Raw genomic sequence first — 16,968 nt, 5'->3', positions numbered from 1 at the left:
CCCGTCCCCCGAGGCGACCGGCCCCGCCGGCGCCGACCGGGCGGCCCCGTCCCGCCCCGACGCCGCCCACACCGGCGCCGGTCCTGCGGCGGCGTCCGGCCGCCGGAGCACCCAGACCTCCTGAGGAGCCGCGCCGTGAGCAGCACGTCCAGCCCCAGCACCGCCACCGCCACCGCCACCCCCGCACCCGCCGGCGCGCCCACCGGCGGCGCCCCGGCCGCCGCCGAAGGGATCGGCTGGGTGCTGAGCCCGCTCCTGGAGCTGCCGGGCGTCGTCCACGCGGTGATCGCCACCGGTGACGGCCTGGTCGAGGCCGCCTCGGCCGGCCTCGGCCGCGCCTCCGCCGAGCGGGTCGCCGCGATGACCGCCACCGTCCACGCGGCCGCCCGCGCGTTCACCACCGCCTTCACCGACACCGAGCAGCCCCGGCTGGCGCAGACCGTGGTCGAGTCCGAGCTGGGCTTCGCCGTCGTCGTCCCGGCCGGGGAGAACACCTCGCTCGCGGTGTTCACCACGCCCGAGGCCCAACTCGGCAACGTCGCCTACCAGATGCAGGTCCAGGTGGCCGCCCTCGGCCGCGCCCTGGCCAGCCCGGCCAGGCGGCAGGACGCCCCGCGGTCATGACCGCCGTCCCCCGCAGGCGGATGGTGCCCGCCTACCTGGCCACCGGCGGCCGGGCCCGCGCCGGCGCCGACGGATTCGAACGGCTCACCGTGCTGTTCGCGACCGGCGCCGAGCCCCCGGAGGCGCTCACCGAGCTGGAGGCCGAGCACCGGCGGCTCTGGGAACTGCTGCGGCCCGGCGCGCTCACCGTCGTGGAGGCCGCCGCGCACCTGCGGCTCCCGGTCAGCGCGACCGTCTTCCTCGCGGCCGACCTGGTCGAGGCGGGCTGCCTGCACGCCCGCGCGCCGATCCCCCGCGCCCAGCAGACCGACCGCTCCCTCGTCGAGAGGCTCCTCGTTGGACTCCGCACTCTCCGGTAGGCCGCCCGGTCCGGGGCGCCCGGACCGGGTGGGCTACCTGCCCGACCCCGAACAGACGCTGATGAAGCTCGTGGTCGCCGGCCCCTTCGGCGTCGGCAAGACCACCTTCATCCGCACCCTCTCGGAGATCCCCACCCTGCACACCGAGGAGGCGATGACCGAGACCGGCGCCCCCGTCGACGACCTGGCCGGCCTCCCCGGCAAGGCCACCACCACGGTCGCGGTCGACTTCGGCCGGCTCACCCTGCCCGGCGAGGTGGTGCTGTACATGTTCGGCACCCCCGGCCAGCGGCGGTTCTTCCCGCTCTGGCAGGACATCGCGCGCGGCGCTCTCGGCGCCCTGGTGCTGGCGGACACCCGCCGGCTCGCCGACTCCTTCGAGATCATGGACATGGTCGAGGAGCAGGGCCTGCCGTACGCGGTCGCCGTCAACCGCTTCCCCGAATCGCCGGCGCACCCGCCCGAGGTGCTCCGCGCCCACCTCGACCTGCACCCGGCCACCCCGCTGGTGCTCTGCGACGCCCGCGAGCGCGGCTCCAGTCTGGACGCCCTGATCGCGCTCACCGAACACGTCCTGCACGGCCTGCCGCCCTCCGCCCCGGAGCAGTCATGACCACCCCCACCGCCCAGCCCCCGACCGCCCGGCCCTCCGCCACGCAACCCCCGACCGCCCTCCACGGCCCGGCCTTCGCCGCCGACCCGCAGACCGTCTACGAACTGCTGCGCCGGCAGGGCCCGGTCGCCCCGGTGGAGATCGCACCCGGCGTCGAAGCCCTGCTGGTCACCGACTACCAGGCCGCGCTGGACCTGCTGCGCGACACCGACACCTACTCCAAGGACTCCCGGGCCTGGCAGCAGACCGTCCCCCCGGACTCCCCGCTGCTCCCGGTGCTCGGCTACCGGCCGACCGCGCTGTTCAGCGACGGCGAGACGCACGCCCGCTACCGGCAGGTGATCACCGACGGCCTCGCGCTGCTGGAACCGCACCTGCTGCAGCGCCGGGTCGCCGAGGTCGCCCACCGGCTGATCGGCACCTTCGGGGCCACCGGCTCCGCCGACCTCATCGCCGACTACGCCCGCCGGCTGCCCGTCCACGTGGTCACCACCTGGTTCGGCGTGCCCGACGAGCACCGGGAGCGGCTGGTGGCCGGCATCGTCGGCATGATCGAGTCCACCCGGCAGGCGGTGACCGCGTACGCGGACCTCGTCGCCGTGGTCACCGCGATGGTCGCCGAGCGCCGCGAGCGCCCCCGGCACGACCTGACCTCGTGGTTCCTCACCCACCCGGCGGGGCTCGACAACGACGAGGTGGTCCGGCAGATCACCCTGACCATGATCGCCGGGAACGAGCCGACCACCAACCTCATCGGCAACGCCCTGCGCCGGCTGCTCACCGACGCCCGCTACGCCGGCTCGCTGTTCGGCGGCGCGATGACCGCGCACCAGGCGATCGACGAGGTGCTCTGGCACGAGCCGCCGCTGGCCAACCTCTCCGCCCACTACCCGCGCTGCGACACCGTCCTGCACGGCCGGGCGATCCCGGCCGGCTCGCTCGTCCTGGTCTCCTACGCCGCCGCCAACTCCGAGGCCGCCCCGCCGGCCGACAGCCCCGACACCGCCGGGCTGCGCAGCGGCGAATCGGCGCACCTGGCCTGGGCGGCCGGCCCGCACGCCTGCCCGGCCCGCGACCCGGCCCTGCTGATCGCGATCACCGCCGTCGAGCAACTGACCAGCCGGATCGGCGACCTCGAACTCGCCGAGCCCGCCGACACCCTGCGCTGGCGCCCCGGCCCCTTCCACCGCGCCCTGGTCCGCCTCCCGGTCCGCTTCACCCCGCTGGCCGAACAGCAACGGACCGGACTCCAGCCGACCGGACTGTAGCGAACCGGACAGCAGCAGGCCGGACAGCACTGGGCCGGACAGCAGTGGGCCCGGCACCCCGCCGGGGTACCGGGCCCACGCGGCCGTTCGCTGCTACTCCGCCGGCTTCAGCGTCAGCGAAACGCTGTTGATGCAGTACCGCTGGTCGGTCGGCGTGCCGTAGCCCTCGCCCTCGAAGACGTGGCCCAGGTGGCCGCCGCAGCGGGCGCAGCGGACCTCGACCCGGCGCATGCCGAGCGTGGTGTCCTCGATGTACTGGACGCGGTCGCCGGCGAGCGGCGCGTAGTAGGACGGCCAGCCGCAGTGGCTGTCGAACTTGGTCTCGGAGCTGAACAGCTCGGCCCCGCAGGCCCGGCAGCCGTAGACGCCGACGGTCTTGGTGTCGGTGTACTCGCCGGTGAACGGGCGTTCGGTGCCGGCCTCCCGGAGGACGTGGTACTCCTCCGGGGAGAGCTGCTCACGCCACTCGGCGTCGGTCTTCTCGATCTCGTAGCTCATGACGGCTCCAGGTCGGGGGACTCAGACGTTGGTGGAAACGTTCGCGAGGTGCTTGAGGATTTCCGGACCCAGGTTGGTGACGTCGCCCGCGCCCATGGTGAGCAGCAGGTCGCCCGGGCGGGCCAGGCCGGCCAGCAGGGCCGGGGCGGCGGCGAAGTCGTGCTCGGCGGTGACCTCGGCACCGGCCCGGCGGGCGGCGTCGAGGATCAGCTCGCTGGTGACACCGGGGATCGGGTCCTCGCGGGCCGGGTAGATGTCCAGCACCACGGAGGCGTCGGCGAGCGCCAGCGCGGCGCCCATCTCCTCGGCGAGCTGCTGGGTGCGGCTGAACAGGTGCGGCTGGAACACCACCAGCACCCGGCCCTCGGTGGCCTCCCGGATCGCCTCCAGGTCGGCGGTCATCTCGGTCGGGTGGTGGGCGTAGGAGTCGATCACCTGGACGCCGCCCGCCTCGCCCTTGAGCTGGAGCCGGCGGCGCACGCCGGTGTAGGCGCCGAGGGCCTTGGCCAGGTCTGCGGCCGGGACGCCCAGCGCGACGCCGGCGGCCAGCGCGGCGACCGCGTTGTGGGCGTAGTGCCGGCCGGGCACCGAGACGGTGAAGCCCAGCTCCTCGCCGTCCAGCAGCACGGTGACCTCGCTGGTCATGCCGCGCGGGACGACCGACAGCACCCGCAGGTCGGCGTCCTCGGCGGCGCCGACGGTGACCACGTTCAGGCCCTCGCGGCCGGCCACCCGGGCGGTCAGCTCGCGGGCGCCGTCGTGGTCGGCGGAGACCACCAGGGTGCCGCCGGGGGTGATCCGGGCGACGAAGGTCTCGAAGGACTCGTGGATCTCGTCGATCGAGGCGTAGTTGGCGTGGTGGTCCAGCTCCACGTTGAGCACGATCGCCACCTCGGGCGCGTACTTGTGGAAGCTGCGGTCGCTCTCGTCGGCCTCGGCGACGAAGATCTCGCCGGTGCCGTGGTGGGCGTTGGAACCGGGGGCGTCGAGGTCGCCGCCGATCGCGTAGGACGGGTCCAGGCCCAGTTCGCCGAGGGCGACGGCGAGCATGCTGGTGGTGGTGGTCTTGCCGTGGGTGCCGGCCACCGCCAGCGCCCGGCGGCCGCCCATCAGCGCGGCGAGCGCGTCGGAGCGGTGCACCACCGGGATGCCGCGCTCGCGGGCTGCGGCCAGCTCCGGGTTGTCGGCGCGGATGGCGCTGGAGACCACGATGCTGCTCGCGCCGTCCGGCACGTTCTCGGCGGCGTGGCCGATGTGGACGGCGGCGCCGAGGGCGCGCAGCGCGAGGACGGTCTCGGACTCCTTGGAGTCGCTGCCGGAGACGCTGGCCCCGCGCACCGCGAGGATCTTCGCCAGGCCGGACATGCCGGCGCCGCCGATGCCGATGAAGTGCGGGGCGTGCAGGTCGTGCGCGGCGTCGTTCAAGGCGGGGCTCCGTACGGGGCGGGGACGGGGGAGGTCGGACGAGGGTCGTGTCGTCCTCGCGGGCCGGGGCGCGCCGGACCGCAAGGACGATTCTGCACCACGACGGCGCCCTGACCCCGCCCCGCCCGACGCGGGGAGGGCCGGGGTCAGGAGTCGCTGGCGAACAGCCGCAGCACCGGGACGCCCACCTTGTGGCGGGCCTGGGAGGCCCAGTCGCGGTGGAAGAACTCCTCCACGAAGTGCGGGGACGTGAGCACCACCACCTCGTCGGCCCGGTGCTCCTCCACCACGGCGCGCAGCCGGTCCAGCGGCTTCTCCTCGACCAGTTCGCCGACCGCCTCGGCGCCGGCCTCGCGCAGGTGGCGCAGGCTGTGCTCCAGCGACTCGGTGGCGACCGTGGGCCCGCTCTCGGACTCGTCGTGCTCGTGCACCACCTTGTCGAGGTGGCCGAGGGCCACGTCGTCCAGCGCCCGCAGCAGCTCGTCCTGCTTGCCGCGCGGCTGCATCAGGACGACGAAGGACACCTTCTCCTCGCTGTGCAGCGTGGTGACGAGCTCCACGTCGGCGTCGGAGAGCGCCTTTTCGATCATCAGTACCGTCTTGAACACGTGAGTCCCTTCCAGACACCGGCCCCCGGGTCCCGGCTTCGCATCCCATACTGCCCGGCGGAAGCTTTCCGCACGCTGCTCACCCGGCACACGGGCCACGCGGAGGAAGTCCCAGAAGGGAGCGGGATCACGGTCCGGAGGTCACGGGGTCGGCGGACGCAGGTAACGGGTGAAGAGGAATCCTTTCTGCTCGATCAATGAGACCAGCCGCATCCGTCGCACGTCAGGCATTTCCGCATCGTGGATGATGCGCGGCGCGTCGCCGCCGGTGATCAGCGGGGCCAGCGACAGGCACAGCTCGTCCAGCAGGTCCGCCGCGGCCAGCTGCCCCAGCAGCCGGGGGCCGCCCTCGGTCAGCATCCGCGTCCAGCCCCGGTCCGCCAGCGCCGCGACCGCCGCCCGCAGGTCCACCGAACCCCGTCCGACCGCGATCACGTCGGCCACCTCGGCCACCGCCTCCAGGCTGCGCGCCGGCGCGTCCTCGGTGGTGACCACCACCGTGCGCACCAGCGGCTCGGTGAACAGCGGCGCCGCGAGGTCCAGGCCCAGCGAGCGGCTGACGACCGCGATCACCGGGGCCGGCGCCTGCCCGGCCGCCCGGCGCGCCGCGGCGAACTCCTTCGAGGCCCCGGCCGGGCCGTACCCCTCCGCCCGCACCGTCTCGGCGCCCACCAGCACCACGTCCGACAGCGCCCGCAGCACCCCGAAGATCCGCTTGTCGGCCGCGCTCGACAGGCCCTCCGAGAGCCCGTCCAGCCGCGCCCCGCCGTCCAGGCCGGCCACCATGTTGGCGCGCAGCCACGGGCGGCCGCGATTCACCTGCCCGGGGTACGCGTACACGGCGGCGAGCGCCTCCGACGACTCCGGATCCTCGAACGCCGCGTCCGGCGGACTGATCAGCTGCTGCATGCCTCCAGTCTCGCAGCGGCCGGGGTCGGAGTCCGCGCCGAGCGGGCGTACCCTTGACCACCGTGCCCGCAGCCTCCCGCCCCGACACCGCGACCGAGCCGATAGCCGGCAGCACCGGTTCGCCGATCGCCCTCACCGACCGCCGTCCGGTCGTGCCCGCCGAGCGCCTGGTCGCCGAGATGGTGCCGCCGCCGCGCTTCTCCGACGTGAGCTTCGGGACGTACCTCCCGGACCCGGGCCAGCCCAGCCAGTACGAGGCCGTGCAGGTCCTGGAGCAGTTCGCGGGCGCGCTCAACGGCGGGAACGGCGCCGCACCCAAGCGCAGCTGGTTCCGCCGCGGCACCCCGGCCCCGGCCGGCCCGGCCGGCATCTACCTCGACGGCGGCTACGGCGTCGGCAAGACCCACCTGCTGGCCTCGCTCTGGCACGCCGTCCCCGGCCCCAAGGCCTTCGGCACCTTCGTCGAGCTGACCAACCTGGTCGGCGCGCTCGGCTTCCAGCAGGCCGTGCGGACCCTGTCCGACCACCGCCTGCTGTGCATCGACGAGTTCGAGCTGGACGACCCGGGCGACACCGTCCTGGTCTCCACCCTGCTCGGCCGCCTGGTCGAGAACGGCGTCAAGCTGTGCGCCACCTCGAACACCCTCCCGGAGAAGCTGGGCGAGGGCCGGTTCGCCGCCGCCGACTTCCTGCGCGAGATCCAGGGACTGTCGGCGCACTTCCGCCCGATGCGGATCGACGGCCAGGACTACCGCCACCGCGGCCTGCCCGACGCCCCGCCGCCCTACCGGGACACCGAGGTCGACGCCGTCGCCGCCCGCACCCCCGGCGCCTCCCTGGACGACTTCGACACCCTGCTCGCCCACCTCTCCGCCGTCCACCCCAGCCGCTACGGCGCCCTCCTGGACGACGTCACCGCCGTCTGCCTGCGAGGCGTCCGCCAGGTCGACGACCAGTCCACCGCCCTGCGCCTGGTCGTCCTCGCCGACCGCATGTACGACCGCGAACTCCCCATCACCGCCTCCGGCCTCCCCTTCGACCAGGTCTTCCCCGAGGAGATGCTCCGCGGCGGCTACCGCAAGAAGTACCTCCGCGCTGTCTCCCGCCTCGTCGCCCTCGCCAGGGACAGCGCCAAGTAGTCCTCGCTTGTCGGTGGTGGGTCGTACGGTGGTGGCGTGCGACCCATCACGAGTATTGAGCGGTCAGTGGCGCCCTTCGAGGTCGTCAGTCCCTACCAGCCCAACGGTGACCAGCCGGCGGCGATCGCCGAGCTGGAGCGGCGGATCCGTGGCGGGGAGAAGGACGTCGTCCTGCTCGGTGCCACCGGTACCGGCAAGTCGGCCACCACGGCCTGGATGATCGAGAAGCTGCAGCGGCCCACCCTGGTGATGGCGCCGAACAAGACGCTGGCGGCGCAGCTGGCGAACGAGTTCCGCGAACTGCTGCCCAACAACGCGGTCGAGTACTTCGTCTCGTACTACGACTACTACCAGCCCGAGGCGTACGTCCCGCAGACGGACACCTACATCGAGAAGGACTCCTCGATCAACGAGGAGGTCGAGCGGCTGCGCCACTCGGCGACCAACTCGCTGCTCACCCGCCGGGACGTGATCGTGGTCGCGTCCGTGTCCTGCATCTACGGCCTCGGCACCCCGCAGGAGTACGTGGACCGGATGGTGCGGCTGAAGGTCGGCGAGGAGATCGACCGGGACGTGCTGCTGCGCCGCTTCGTCGACATCCAGTACACCCGCAACGACCTGGCCTTCAGCCGCGGCACCTTCCGGGTCCGCGGCGACACCATCGAGATCTTCCCGGTCTACGAGGAGCTGGCCGTCCGGATCGAGATGTTCGGCGACGAGATCGAGGCGCTGTACACGCTGCACCCGCTCACCGGCGAGATCATCAGCCAGGACGACTCCATGTACGTCTTCCCGGCCTCGCACTACGTGGCCGGTCCGGAGCGGATGGAGCGCGCGGTCACCGACATCGAGAAGGAGCTGGAGCAGACCCTCGCCAGGATGGAGAAGCAGGGCAAGCTGCTGGAGGCCCAGCGGCTGCGCATGCGCACCACCTACGACATCGAGATGCTCCGCCAGATCGGCACCTGCTCCGGGGTCGAGAACTACTCGATGCACTTCGACGGCCGCGAGCCCGGCTCCCCGCCGAACACCCTGCTGGACTACTTCCCGGAGGACTTCCTCCTGGTCATCGACGAGTCGCACGTCACCGTGCCGCAGATCGGCGCCATGTACGAGGGTGACGCCTCCCGCAAGCGGACCCTGGTCGAGCACGGGTTCCGGCTGCCCTCGGCGATGGACAACCGCCCGCTGAAGTGGGAGGAGTTCCTGGAGCGGATCGGCCAGACCGTCTACCTGTCGGCGACCCCGGGGAAGTACGAGCTCTCCCGGGGCGACGGCCAGGTCGAGCAGATCATCCGCCCGACCGGCCTGATCGACCCCGAGGTGATCGTCAAGCCGACCGAGGGCCAGATCGACGACCTGGTGCACGAGGTCCGCAAGCGGGTGGAGCGGGACGAGCGGGTCCTGGTCACCACGCTCACCAAGAAGATGTCCGAGGACCTCACCGACTACATGCTCGGCCTGGACATCCGGGTCCGGTACCTGCACAGCGACATCGACACGCTGCGCCGGGTCGAGCTGCTGCGCGAGCTGCGGGCCGGCGAGTACGACGTGCTGGTGGGCATCAACCTGCTCCGCGAGGGCCTGGACCTGCCCGAGGTGTCGCTGGTGGCGATCCTGGACGCGGACAAGGAGGGCTTCCTGCGCTCCGGCACCTCGCTGATCCAGACCATCGGCCGCGCGGCCCGCAACGTCTCCGGCCAGGTCCACATGTACGCGGACCGGATCACCCCGGCGATGGAGAAGGCCATCGACGAGACCAACCGCCGCCGGGAGGTCCAGCAGGCGTACAACAAGAAGCACGGGATCGACCCGCAGCCGCTGCGCAAGAAGATCGGCGACATCCTGGACACCCTCGCCCGCGAGGACGTGGACACCGACGAGCTGCTGTCCACCGGGTACCGCGCGCCCGGCGGCAAGGGGGCCAAGGGCAAGGCGCCGGTGCCGGCCCTGGGCGCCGACCGCAAGCCGGCGAAGTCGATGCCGGCCGCCGAGCTGGCCGAGCTGATCCAGTCGATGACCGACCGGATGCACGCCGCCGCGACCGACCTCCAGTTCGAGGTGGCGGCCCGGCTGCGGGACGAGGTCAAGGAGCTGAAGCGGGAGCTCCGGCAGATGCGGGAGGCCGGCATCGCCTGAGGAGCGCCCGGAAGGCGTGGCCGGTTCTCTGCCCGGCCGCGCCCGCCGGTGCGTCGCCGCCCCGGCGAGGGGGTACACGGCGGGAAAGGCGTTGGACCGCAGGGCCTAGGCTGGCCTGCGGTGCCGTCCTTGTCGGGCGGCCGGTAAAGAGGGGGCCTCAGCCGGGGGACGGCAACGGGGTGTTCCACCGTGGAGCCGGCGCGGGGATCCCGTGCGGCTGGGCAGAGAGGACAACCGCCGTGTCGGTGAACCTGGCCAAGGGACAGCGGGTCAGCCTGCAGAAGGGCCCGGGGGAGACGCTCACCGTGGTCCGGATGGGCCTGGGCTGGCGGGCGGCGCCCCGGCGGGGCCTGTTCGGCAGCCGGACGCGGCAGATCGACCTGGACGCCTCGGCGCTGCTGTACGCCGAGCGGACCCCGTCCGACGTGGTCTTCTTCCAGCATCTGGAGAGTTCCGACGGTTCGGTCCGGCACACCGGGGACAACCTGGTCGGCGGCTCCGGGGTGGGGGAGGACGACGAGGCGATCCTGGTGGACCTGGCGCACGTGCCGCCGCACATCACCCAGGTGGTGTTCACGGTCAGCTCCTACACCGGGCAGACCTTCGCCGAGGTGCAGAACGCGCACTGCCGGCTGGTCGACGAGTCGACCGGGCTGGAGCTGGCCCGCTACGACCTGACCGGCGGCGGTCCGCACACCGGGCAGATCATGGCGAAGGTGTTCCGGGACGGTGCCGGGGGCTGGGAGATGCAGGCGATCGGCGCCCCGGCGAAGGGGCGGTCCTTCCAGGACCTGCTGCCGGCCATCGAGCCGTTCCTCTGACGGTTCTTTACCTTCTTTACCTTTCCTTGGGGGTGCTGTTACCCTTCTTGCAGCGGAGGGGAGTATTCCCTCGCAGTCGTCCCCGTCATCACGGGTGCCCATCGCGGCATCCCGGGGCGCTGGTCCGAGGGCGCGCAGTCGCGCGTCCGACGGGCGGAAGAGACCTCCGGCAGTGACGATGACTGTCTCGCCTACCTGCCGGAGGAGCAGTAGTGGACGTTTCCGTAAGTTTGTGGGTCGGCACGATCGTGGTGCTGTTGGCACTGGTCGTGGCCGATTTCTTCATCGGTGGTCGCAAGCCGCACGAGGTCTCGATCAAGGAAGCCGGTATCTGGACCACGGTCTGGGTCGTACTGGCGGCGATCTTCGGCGGTTTCCTCTGGTGGCACTCCGGCGCGACGCCGGCCGGTGAGTTCTTCGCCGGCTACATCACCGAGAAGTCGCTCAGTGTCGACAACCTGTTCGTCTTCATCCTGATCATGGGCAAGTTCGCGGTGCCGAGGATCTACCAGCAGCGCGTGCTGATGTTCGGTGTGATCATCGCCCTGGTGCTGCGCGCGGTCTTCATCGCCGGCGGTGCCGCGCTGGTCGCCCAGTTCTCCTGGGTGTTCTTCATCTTCGGCGGCTTCCTGATCTGGACGGCCTGGAAGCTGATCAAGGAGGCGCGGGCCGACGAGGAGGACGAGGAGTTCGAGGAGAACCGCCTGCTCAAGTCCATCGAGCAGCGCTTCCCGTCGACCGACAAGTACCACGGCACCAAGCTCTTCATCCGGGAGAACGGCCGCCGGCTGATGACCCCGATGCTGATCGTCATGATCGCGATCGGCACCACCGACGTCCTGTTCGCGCTGGACTCGATCCCGGCGATCTTCGGCCTGACCCAGGACCCGTACATCGTCTTCACCGCCAACGCCTTCGCCCTGATGGGCCTGCGCCAGCTGTACTTCCTCATCGGCGGCCTGCTGAAGAAGCTGGTCCACCTGTCGTACGGCCTGTCGGTCATCCTGGGCTTCATCGGGGTGAAGCTGGTGCTGCACGCGCTGCACGAGCAGGGTGTGCACGTGCCGGAGATCGGTATCCCGTTCTCGCTGGGCTTCATCGTGGTGGTGCTCGCCGTCACCACCGTGACCAGCCTGATGGCCTCCAAGAAGGCCGCCCTGGCCGAGCAGGCCGAGCAGGGCGGACAGGGCGGGCAGGGCGAGCCGGAGAAGCAGGACGCCTGACGCACCCCCTCCGCAGAACGGGCGGGCCCGCGACCGACTTCCGGTCGCGGGCCCGCCCGTTCGGCTGTCGGCGGCTACCAGCCGCGCTCGCGCCACTCCGCGAGGTGCGGGCGCTCGGCGCCGAGGGTGGTGTCGTCGCCGTGGCCGGGGTAGACCCAGGCCTCGTCCGGCAGTACGTCGAAGATCTTCTCGGTGACGTCCCGGAACAGGCTCGCGAAGGCGTCCTTGTCGCCCCAGGTGTTGCCGATGCCGCCGGGGAAGAGGCAGTCGCCGGTGAACACGTGCTGGTGGCCCACCGGGTCGTCGTAGACCAGCACGATCGCGCCGGGGGTGTGGCCGACCAGGTGCCGGACGGTCAGCTCGCAGCGGCCCACCGCGAGGGTGTCGCCGTCCGCGAGCGGCAGCGCGGTGGGGACGTCGATGCCCTCGGCGTCGTGCTCGCCCGCCGCGGTGCGCGCGCCGGTGGCGGCGACCACCTCGGCCAGCGCACCCCAGTGGTCGTGGTGGCGGTGGGTGGTGACCACGGTGGCCAGCCGCTCGCCGACCGTCTCCAGCAGCACCGGCGCCTCGGCCGCCGCGTCGATCAGCAGCTGCTCGTCGGTGTCGCGGCAGCGCAGCAGGTAGGCGTTGTTGTCGTGGGGGCCGACCGCCACCTTGGTGATGATCAGGTGCGCCAGCTCGCGCACGTCCGGCGGCCCGCCGACCTTGACCGCTCCGTGGTACGTCATCCGTCCGCTCCTTGTCGGGCTACAGGGTCAGGGCCATCCTCGCGCCTGCGAGGGGGCTCAGCCCAGCGGGGGGAGGACCGGCAGGTCGGTGCCGGGGGTGCGGTGCAGGCCGGCGCCGTCGGACCGGCCGGAGAGCCAGGCGAGCAGGGCGCGGACGGGGCCCTCGACGGTCAGGGCGGGGGTGCCGGCGCCGATCACGGTGCGTTCGGCGGTGTCCTCGGCCGGCAGCTCGACGGCCAGCAGCTCGACGGCGGGCAGCCCGGCGCCGGCCGGCCCGGCCAGCTTCTCGGCGAGCCGGCGGTACTCGGCGGTGGCGAACTCCTCCGGCCACTGCTCGGGGGTGTAGCCGGCGTCCAGATCGACGTGGTGGTACTCGACCTCCGCCAGCCGCTTCCAGGGGATCTCCGCGGCCGGGAAGACGGCGCCGCTGCGGTGCTTGACCTCCGCGGCCCAGGCCCCGTCCGGCAGCAGGGCGGCCGCCGCTGCGAAGCGGGCGCCGGAGGTGCGCAGGTCGGCGAGCTGCTCGGCCACCGGGCGGGGCGCGCCCTCCTCGATGTCCCGGTCCCGGGCCTCCTCGCTCGAGTACTGCGGGATGTCGGTGCCGGTGCGGGCGCCGTCCAGCAGGTTGACCAGCGAGTCGGCGTTGCGGGCGAGGTGGGCGAGCACATGGCCGCGGGTCCAGCCGGGCAGTGCGGAGGGCCCGGCGACGGCCTCCGCCCCGATCCCGGCGACGGTCTGCAGCAGCCGGCGGGTGCTCTCCTCGACCCCGGCCAGGCGCCGGGCCGCGACGGCGGAGAGGGCGGGGCCGGCGGGGTCGGTCTGCGGGTCGGTCATCGATTCGGCCTTCGGTGGGAGACGGTGCGTTGCCCCGACGGGGCTTCGCTCGTTGACCAGGTGACGCTACCGCCGTTGCCCGCCGCCGAGCAGGGGTTTTTCGGTCCGCGCGTCAAGACTCCGCGCATCGTCCTCACTCGTTCGGGTGGACCCGGCTGGACGAGCTCGATAATCGAACGCGTGAGCTAGTAGGCTGGCTGCCGCATCCTGGACGTAGTACACCCCTCGTCACCCAGCCCTCTCGCCCCGGAGAAAGGCGCCAGAAGCAGTGGCCGACCGCCTCATTGTGCGCGGTGCTCGCGAGCACAACCTCAAGAACGTCTCGCTCGACCTGCCCCGCGACTCCCTCATCGTCTTCACGGGCCTCTCCGGCTCCGGCAAGTCCTCGCTGGCCTTCGACACCATCTTCGCGGAGGGCCAGCGCCGCTACGTCGAGTCGCTGTCCTCCTACGCCCGGCAGTTCCTGGGCCAGATGGACAAGCCGGACGTCGACTTCATCGAGGGCCTCTCCCCGGCCGTCTCGATCGACCAGAAGTCCACCAACCGCAACCCCCGCTCGACCGTCGGCACCATCACCGAGGTCTACGACTACCTGCGGCTGCTGTTCGCCCGCATCGGCAAGCCGCACTGCCCGCACTGCAGCCGCCCGATCGCCAAGCAGTCCCCGCAGGCCATCGTCGACAAGGTGCTGGAGCTCGCCGAGGGCACCCGCTTCCAGGTCCTCAGCCCGGTGGTGCGCGAGCGCAAGGGCGAGTTCGCCGACCTCTTCGCCGACCTCCAGTCCAAGGGCTACGCCCGGGCCCGGGTGGACGGCGAGACGGTCCAGCTCGCCGAGCCGCCCAAGCTCAAGAAGCAGGAGAAGCACACCGTCGAGGTGGTGATCGACCGCCTCACCGTCAAGGACAGCGCCAAGCGCCGGCTGACCGACTCGGTGGAGACGGCCCTGCGGCTGAGCGGCGGCATGGTCGTGCTCGACTTCGTCGACCTCCCGGAGGGCGACCCCGAGCGCGAGCGGATGTACTCCGAGCACCTCTACTGCCCGTACGACGACGTGTCGTTCGAGGAGCTGGAGCCGCGCTCGTTCTCCTTCAACTCGCCGTTCGGCGCCTGCCCGGACTGCTCCGGCCTCGGCAACCGGATGGAGGTGGACCCTGAACTGGTGGTGCCCGACGACGAGCGCTCGCTGGACGAGGGCGCCATCCACCCCTGGTCCGGCGGCCACACCAAGGAGTACTTCCAGCGGCTGATCGATGCCCTCTCCGGCGAGCTGGGCTTCCGCACCGACATCCCCTGGGCCGGGCTCCCGGCCCGCGCCAAGAAGGCGCTGCTGTACGGCCACAAGCACCAGGTCGAGGTCCGCTACCGCAACCGCTACGGGCGCGACCGCTCCTACACCACCGGCTTCGAGGGCGCGGTGCCCTTCATCCAGCGCCGCCACCAGGAGGCCGAGAGCGACTCCAGCCGCGAGCGCTTCGAGGGCTACATGCGCGAGGTGCCCTGCCCGACCTGCCAGGGCAGCCGGCTCAAGCCGGTGGTGCTGGCGGTCACCGTCGAGGGCCGCTCGATCGCGGACGTCTCCTCGATGTCGATCAGCGACTGCTCCGACTTCCTCGGCGCGATGAAGCTGAACGCCCGGGACAAGCAGATCGCCGAGCGGGTCCTCAAGGAGGTCAACGAGCGGCTGCGCTTCCTGGTCGACGTCGGCCTGGACTACCTCTCGCTGGACCGCGCGGCCGGCACCCTCTCCGGCGGCGAGGCCCAGCGGATCCGGCTCGCCACCCAGATCGGCTCCGGCCTGGTCGGCGTGCTCTACGTGCTGGACGAGCCGTCCATCGGCCTGCACCAGCGCGACAACCACCGGCTGATCGAGACCCTGGTCCGGCTGCGCGACATCGGGAACACCCTGATCGTCGTCGAGCACGACGAGGACACCATCAAGATGGCCGACTGGGTGGTCGACATCGGCCCCGGCGCCGGCGAGCACGGCGGCAGGGTGGTGCACTCCGGCTCGCTGAAGCAGCTGCTCGCCAACAAGGAGTCCCTCACCGGCCAGTACCTGTCCGGCAAGCGGAGCATCCCGATCCCGGCCGCCCGCCGCGCCCGGGACAAGAAGCGCCAGCTCACCGTGCACGGCGCCCGCGAGCACAACCTCAAGGACGTCACGGTCGGCTTCCCGCTCGGCACCTTCACCGCGATCACCGGTGTCTCCGGCTCGGGCAAGTCCACCCTGGTCAACGACATCCTCTACACCCACCTCGCCCGGGAGCTGAACGGCGCCCGCACGGTGCCCGGCCGGCACACCCGGATCACCGGCACCGACCAGGTGGACAAGGTGGTGCACGTCGACCAGTCGCCGATCGGCCGCACCCCGCGCTCCAACCCGGCCACCTACACCGGCGTCTTCGACCACGTCCGGCGGCTGTTCGCGGAGACCCAGGAGGCCAAGGTCCGCGGCTACCTGCCCGGCCGCTTCTCGTTCAACGTCAAGGGCGGCCGCTGCGAGAACTGCTCCGGCGACGGCACCATCAAGATCGAGATGAACTTCCTGCCGGACGTCTACGTGCCGTGCGAGGTCTGCCACGGTGCCCGCTACAACCGGGAGACGCTGGAGGTCCACTACAAGGGCCGGTCCATCGCCGAGGTGCTGGACATGCCGATCGAGGAGGCGCTCGGCTTCTTCGAGGCCGTCCCGGCGATCGCCCGGCACCTGCGCACGCTCAACGACGTCGGCCTCGGTTACGTCCGGCTCGGCCAGTCCGCGCCGACGCTCTCCGGCGGCGAGGCCCAGCGGGTCAAGCTCGCCTCCGAGCTGCAGAAGCGCTCCACCGGCCGGACGGTCTACGTGCTGGACGAGCCCACCACCGGACTCCACTTCGAGGACATCAGCAAGCTGATCAAGGTGCTCTCCGGCCTGGTGGACAAGGGCAACACGGTCATCGTCATCGAGCACAACCTCGACGTCATCAAGACCGCGGACTGGATCGTCGACATGGGCCCCGAGGGCGGCTCCGGCGGCGGCACCGTGGTCGCCGAGGGCACCCCCGAGGAGATCGCGGCCGTCTCCGAGAGCCACACCGGCAAGTTCCTCCGGGACATCCTGCCGGGCGGCTTCGAGGAGGCCCCGGCCGCGCCCGCCAAGGCCAAGGCCCCCCGCAAGCGCGCCACGGCGGCGCGCAAGTAGCGGACGGGCAACAACACCGAGTCCCCGCCCGCCCCCCCCGCCCGCCCCCGGCACCCCGGGGGCGGGCGGAGGCGCGCCGCATAGAATTCCGGGCGGCCCGCAGCCGCGAAGCCGCCGCCGAACGCCGCCGCCGAACCAGGAGCACCCTCATGTCCGAGGCCCCCGAGAGCCCCGCCCCCTCCCGCCGCACCCTGCTCTGCGGGGCCGCGGCCGTCCTCGCCGCCGGCGGCACCGTCGCCGTCACCGGCTGCTCCTCGACCTCCGCCGGCTCCGACTCCGCCGCCAAGACCCCGGTCGACCTCGGCCCGGCCTCCGGCGTCCCGGTCGGCGGCGGCACCGTCTTCCGCGAGAAGAAGATCGTCGTCACCCAGCCCGCCGAGGGCCAGTACAAGGCGTTCAGCGCCAAGTGCACCCACGCCGGCTGCATCGTCGACCAGGTCAGGAACCAGAAGATCCAATGCCCCTGCCACGGCAGCCTGTTCGGCATCGCCGACGGCGCCGTGCTGGACGGCCCGGCCCCGACCCCGCTGCCCGCGTACGACGTGGTGGTCGAGGGCGGCAACCTCAAGGTGACCCCGCGCTGAAGCAGTTGATCTCCC

Annotated in this window: 16 protein-coding genes; 10 read left to right on the top strand and 6 right to left on the bottom strand. The window is 72.2% G+C overall.

Going from position 1 to position 16,968, the window contains the following annotated elements:
* The first annotated feature begins 231 nt into the window (after positions 1 to 231).
* Genes ADK60_RS18605 through ADK60_RS18590 form a run of 4 tightly spaced genes read left to right on the top strand, consistent with a single transcriptional unit; the run spans position 232 to position 2,864 of the window.
* A complete protein-coding gene (locus tag ADK60_RS18605; RefSeq protein ID WP_030394988.1) occupies positions 232 to 624 on the top strand; it encodes a roadblock/LC7 domain-containing protein in 393 nt (130 codons plus the stop codon).
* A complete protein-coding gene (locus ADK60_RS18600) occupies positions 621 to 983 on the top strand; it encodes a DUF742 domain-containing protein (protein WP_045945152.1) in 363 nt (120 codons plus the stop codon). The genes ADK60_RS18605 and ADK60_RS18600 overlap by 4 nt, the downstream gene beginning before the upstream one ends.
* Complete coding sequence (locus tag ADK60_RS18595; protein WP_045945151.1) at positions 961 to 1,596, top strand: GTP-binding protein; 636 nt, start codon at positions 961 to 963, stop codon at positions 1,594 to 1,596. Before ADK60_RS18600 ends, ADK60_RS18595 begins: the two co-directional genes overlap by 23 nt.
* The gene (locus ADK60_RS18590) at positions 1,593 to 2,864 is read left to right on the top strand and encodes a cytochrome P450 (protein ID WP_053647374.1); all 1,272 of its coding nucleotides are present in this window, start codon (positions 1,593 to 1,595) and stop codon (positions 2,862 to 2,864) included. Before ADK60_RS18595 ends, ADK60_RS18590 begins: the two co-directional genes overlap by 4 nt.
* A 93-nt stretch (positions 2,865 to 2,957) precedes the next feature.
* Here ADK60_RS18590 and msrB read toward each other — a convergent pair whose 3' ends face one another.
* From msrB to ADK60_RS18570, 4 genes are all read right to left on the bottom strand, one after another.
* Entirely contained in the window at positions 2,958 to 3,362 is a 405-nt protein-coding gene (gene msrB / locus ADK60_RS18585) for a peptide-methionine (R)-S-oxide reductase MsrB (RefSeq protein ID WP_045940168.1), read from the bottom strand.
* A 21-nt stretch (positions 3,363 to 3,383) separates the two neighbouring features.
* On the bottom strand, positions 3,384 to 4,766 hold the full coding sequence (murC, locus tag ADK60_RS18580; protein ID WP_107094654.1) for a UDP-N-acetylmuramate--L-alanine ligase: 1,383 nt from the start codon (positions 4,764 to 4,766) through the stop codon (positions 3,384 to 3,386).
* A gap of 167 nt (positions 4,767 to 4,933) precedes the next feature.
* The gene (locus ADK60_RS18575) at positions 4,934 to 5,395 is read right to left on the bottom strand and encodes an indole-3-glycerol phosphate synthase (protein ID WP_107084186.1); all 462 of its coding nucleotides are present in this window, start codon (positions 5,393 to 5,395) and stop codon (positions 4,934 to 4,936) included.
* A 141-nt stretch (positions 5,396 to 5,536) separates the two neighbouring features.
* Positions 5,537 to 6,304, bottom strand: coding sequence for a pyrimidine reductase family protein (locus ADK60_RS18570; protein ID WP_045940160.1), 768 nt, complete (start codon positions 6,302 to 6,304; stop codon positions 5,537 to 5,539).
* 101 nt (positions 6,305 to 6,405) lie between these two features.
* On the opposite strand from ADK60_RS18570, the gene zapE reads away from it, so the two are divergent.
* The 4 genes from zapE (at position 6,406) to ADK60_RS18550 (ending at position 11,626) form a co-directional block, all read left to right on the top strand.
* Positions 6,406 to 7,443 carry a cell division protein ZapE gene (zapE, locus tag ADK60_RS18565; RefSeq protein WP_502687432.1) on the top strand — a complete coding sequence of 346 codons (1,038 nt, stop codon included), beginning with the start codon at positions 6,406 to 6,408 and terminating at the stop codon, positions 7,441 to 7,443.
* Positions 7,444 to 7,479: 36 nt separating this feature from the next.
* Entirely contained in the window at positions 7,480 to 9,582 is a 2,103-nt protein-coding gene (gene uvrB / locus ADK60_RS18560) for an excinuclease ABC subunit UvrB (RefSeq protein WP_045940159.1), read from the top strand.
* Between the two features lie 239 nt (positions 9,583 to 9,821).
* Entirely contained in the window at positions 9,822 to 10,403 is a 582-nt protein-coding gene (locus ADK60_RS18555; protein ID WP_045940158.1) for a TerD family protein, read from the top strand.
* A gap of 212 nt (positions 10,404 to 10,615) precedes the next feature.
* On the top strand, positions 10,616 to 11,626 hold the full coding sequence (locus tag ADK60_RS18550) for a TerC family protein (protein ID WP_053647371.1): 1,011 nt from the start codon (positions 10,616 to 10,618) through the stop codon (positions 11,624 to 11,626).
* A 74-nt stretch (positions 11,627 to 11,700) separates the two neighbouring features.
* Here the strand turns inward: ADK60_RS18550 and ADK60_RS18545 are convergent, their stop codons facing one another.
* Both ADK60_RS18545 and ADK60_RS18540 read right to left on the bottom strand, forming a co-directional pair.
* Positions 11,701 to 12,354, bottom strand: a complete 654-nt coding sequence (locus ADK60_RS18545) for an MBL fold metallo-hydrolase (RefSeq protein ID WP_045940156.1) — start codon at positions 12,352 to 12,354, stop codon at positions 11,701 to 11,703.
* Between the two features lie 57 nt (positions 12,355 to 12,411).
* Positions 12,412 to 13,188 (bottom strand): maleylpyruvate isomerase family mycothiol-dependent enzyme, encoded by a 777-nt coding sequence (locus ADK60_RS18540; RefSeq protein ID WP_079008483.1) that lies wholly within the window; start codon positions 13,186 to 13,188, stop codon positions 12,412 to 12,414.
* Positions 13,189 to 13,456: 268 nt separating this feature from the next.
* On the opposite strand from ADK60_RS18540, the gene uvrA reads away from it, so the two are divergent.
* A complete protein-coding gene (gene uvrA / locus ADK60_RS18535; RefSeq protein WP_053647370.1) occupies positions 13,457 to 16,369 on the top strand; it encodes an excinuclease ABC subunit UvrA in 2,913 nt (970 codons plus the stop codon).
* Between the two features lie 149 nt (positions 16,370 to 16,518).
* On the top strand, positions 16,519 to 16,953 hold the full coding sequence (locus ADK60_RS18530; RefSeq protein WP_053647367.1) for a Rieske (2Fe-2S) protein: 435 nt from the start codon (positions 16,519 to 16,521) through the stop codon (positions 16,951 to 16,953).
* Positions 16,954 to 16,968 lie beyond the last annotated feature (15 nt).

Origin of the sequence: Streptomyces sp. XY431, assembly GCF_001279805.1 — a bacterium.
GTDB lineage: Bacteria > Actinomycetota > Actinomycetes > Streptomycetales > Streptomycetaceae > Kitasatospora > Kitasatospora purpeofusca.
Note: the sequence above shows the minus strand (reverse complement) of the source record. Positions and strands in the feature narration are given on the sequence as shown.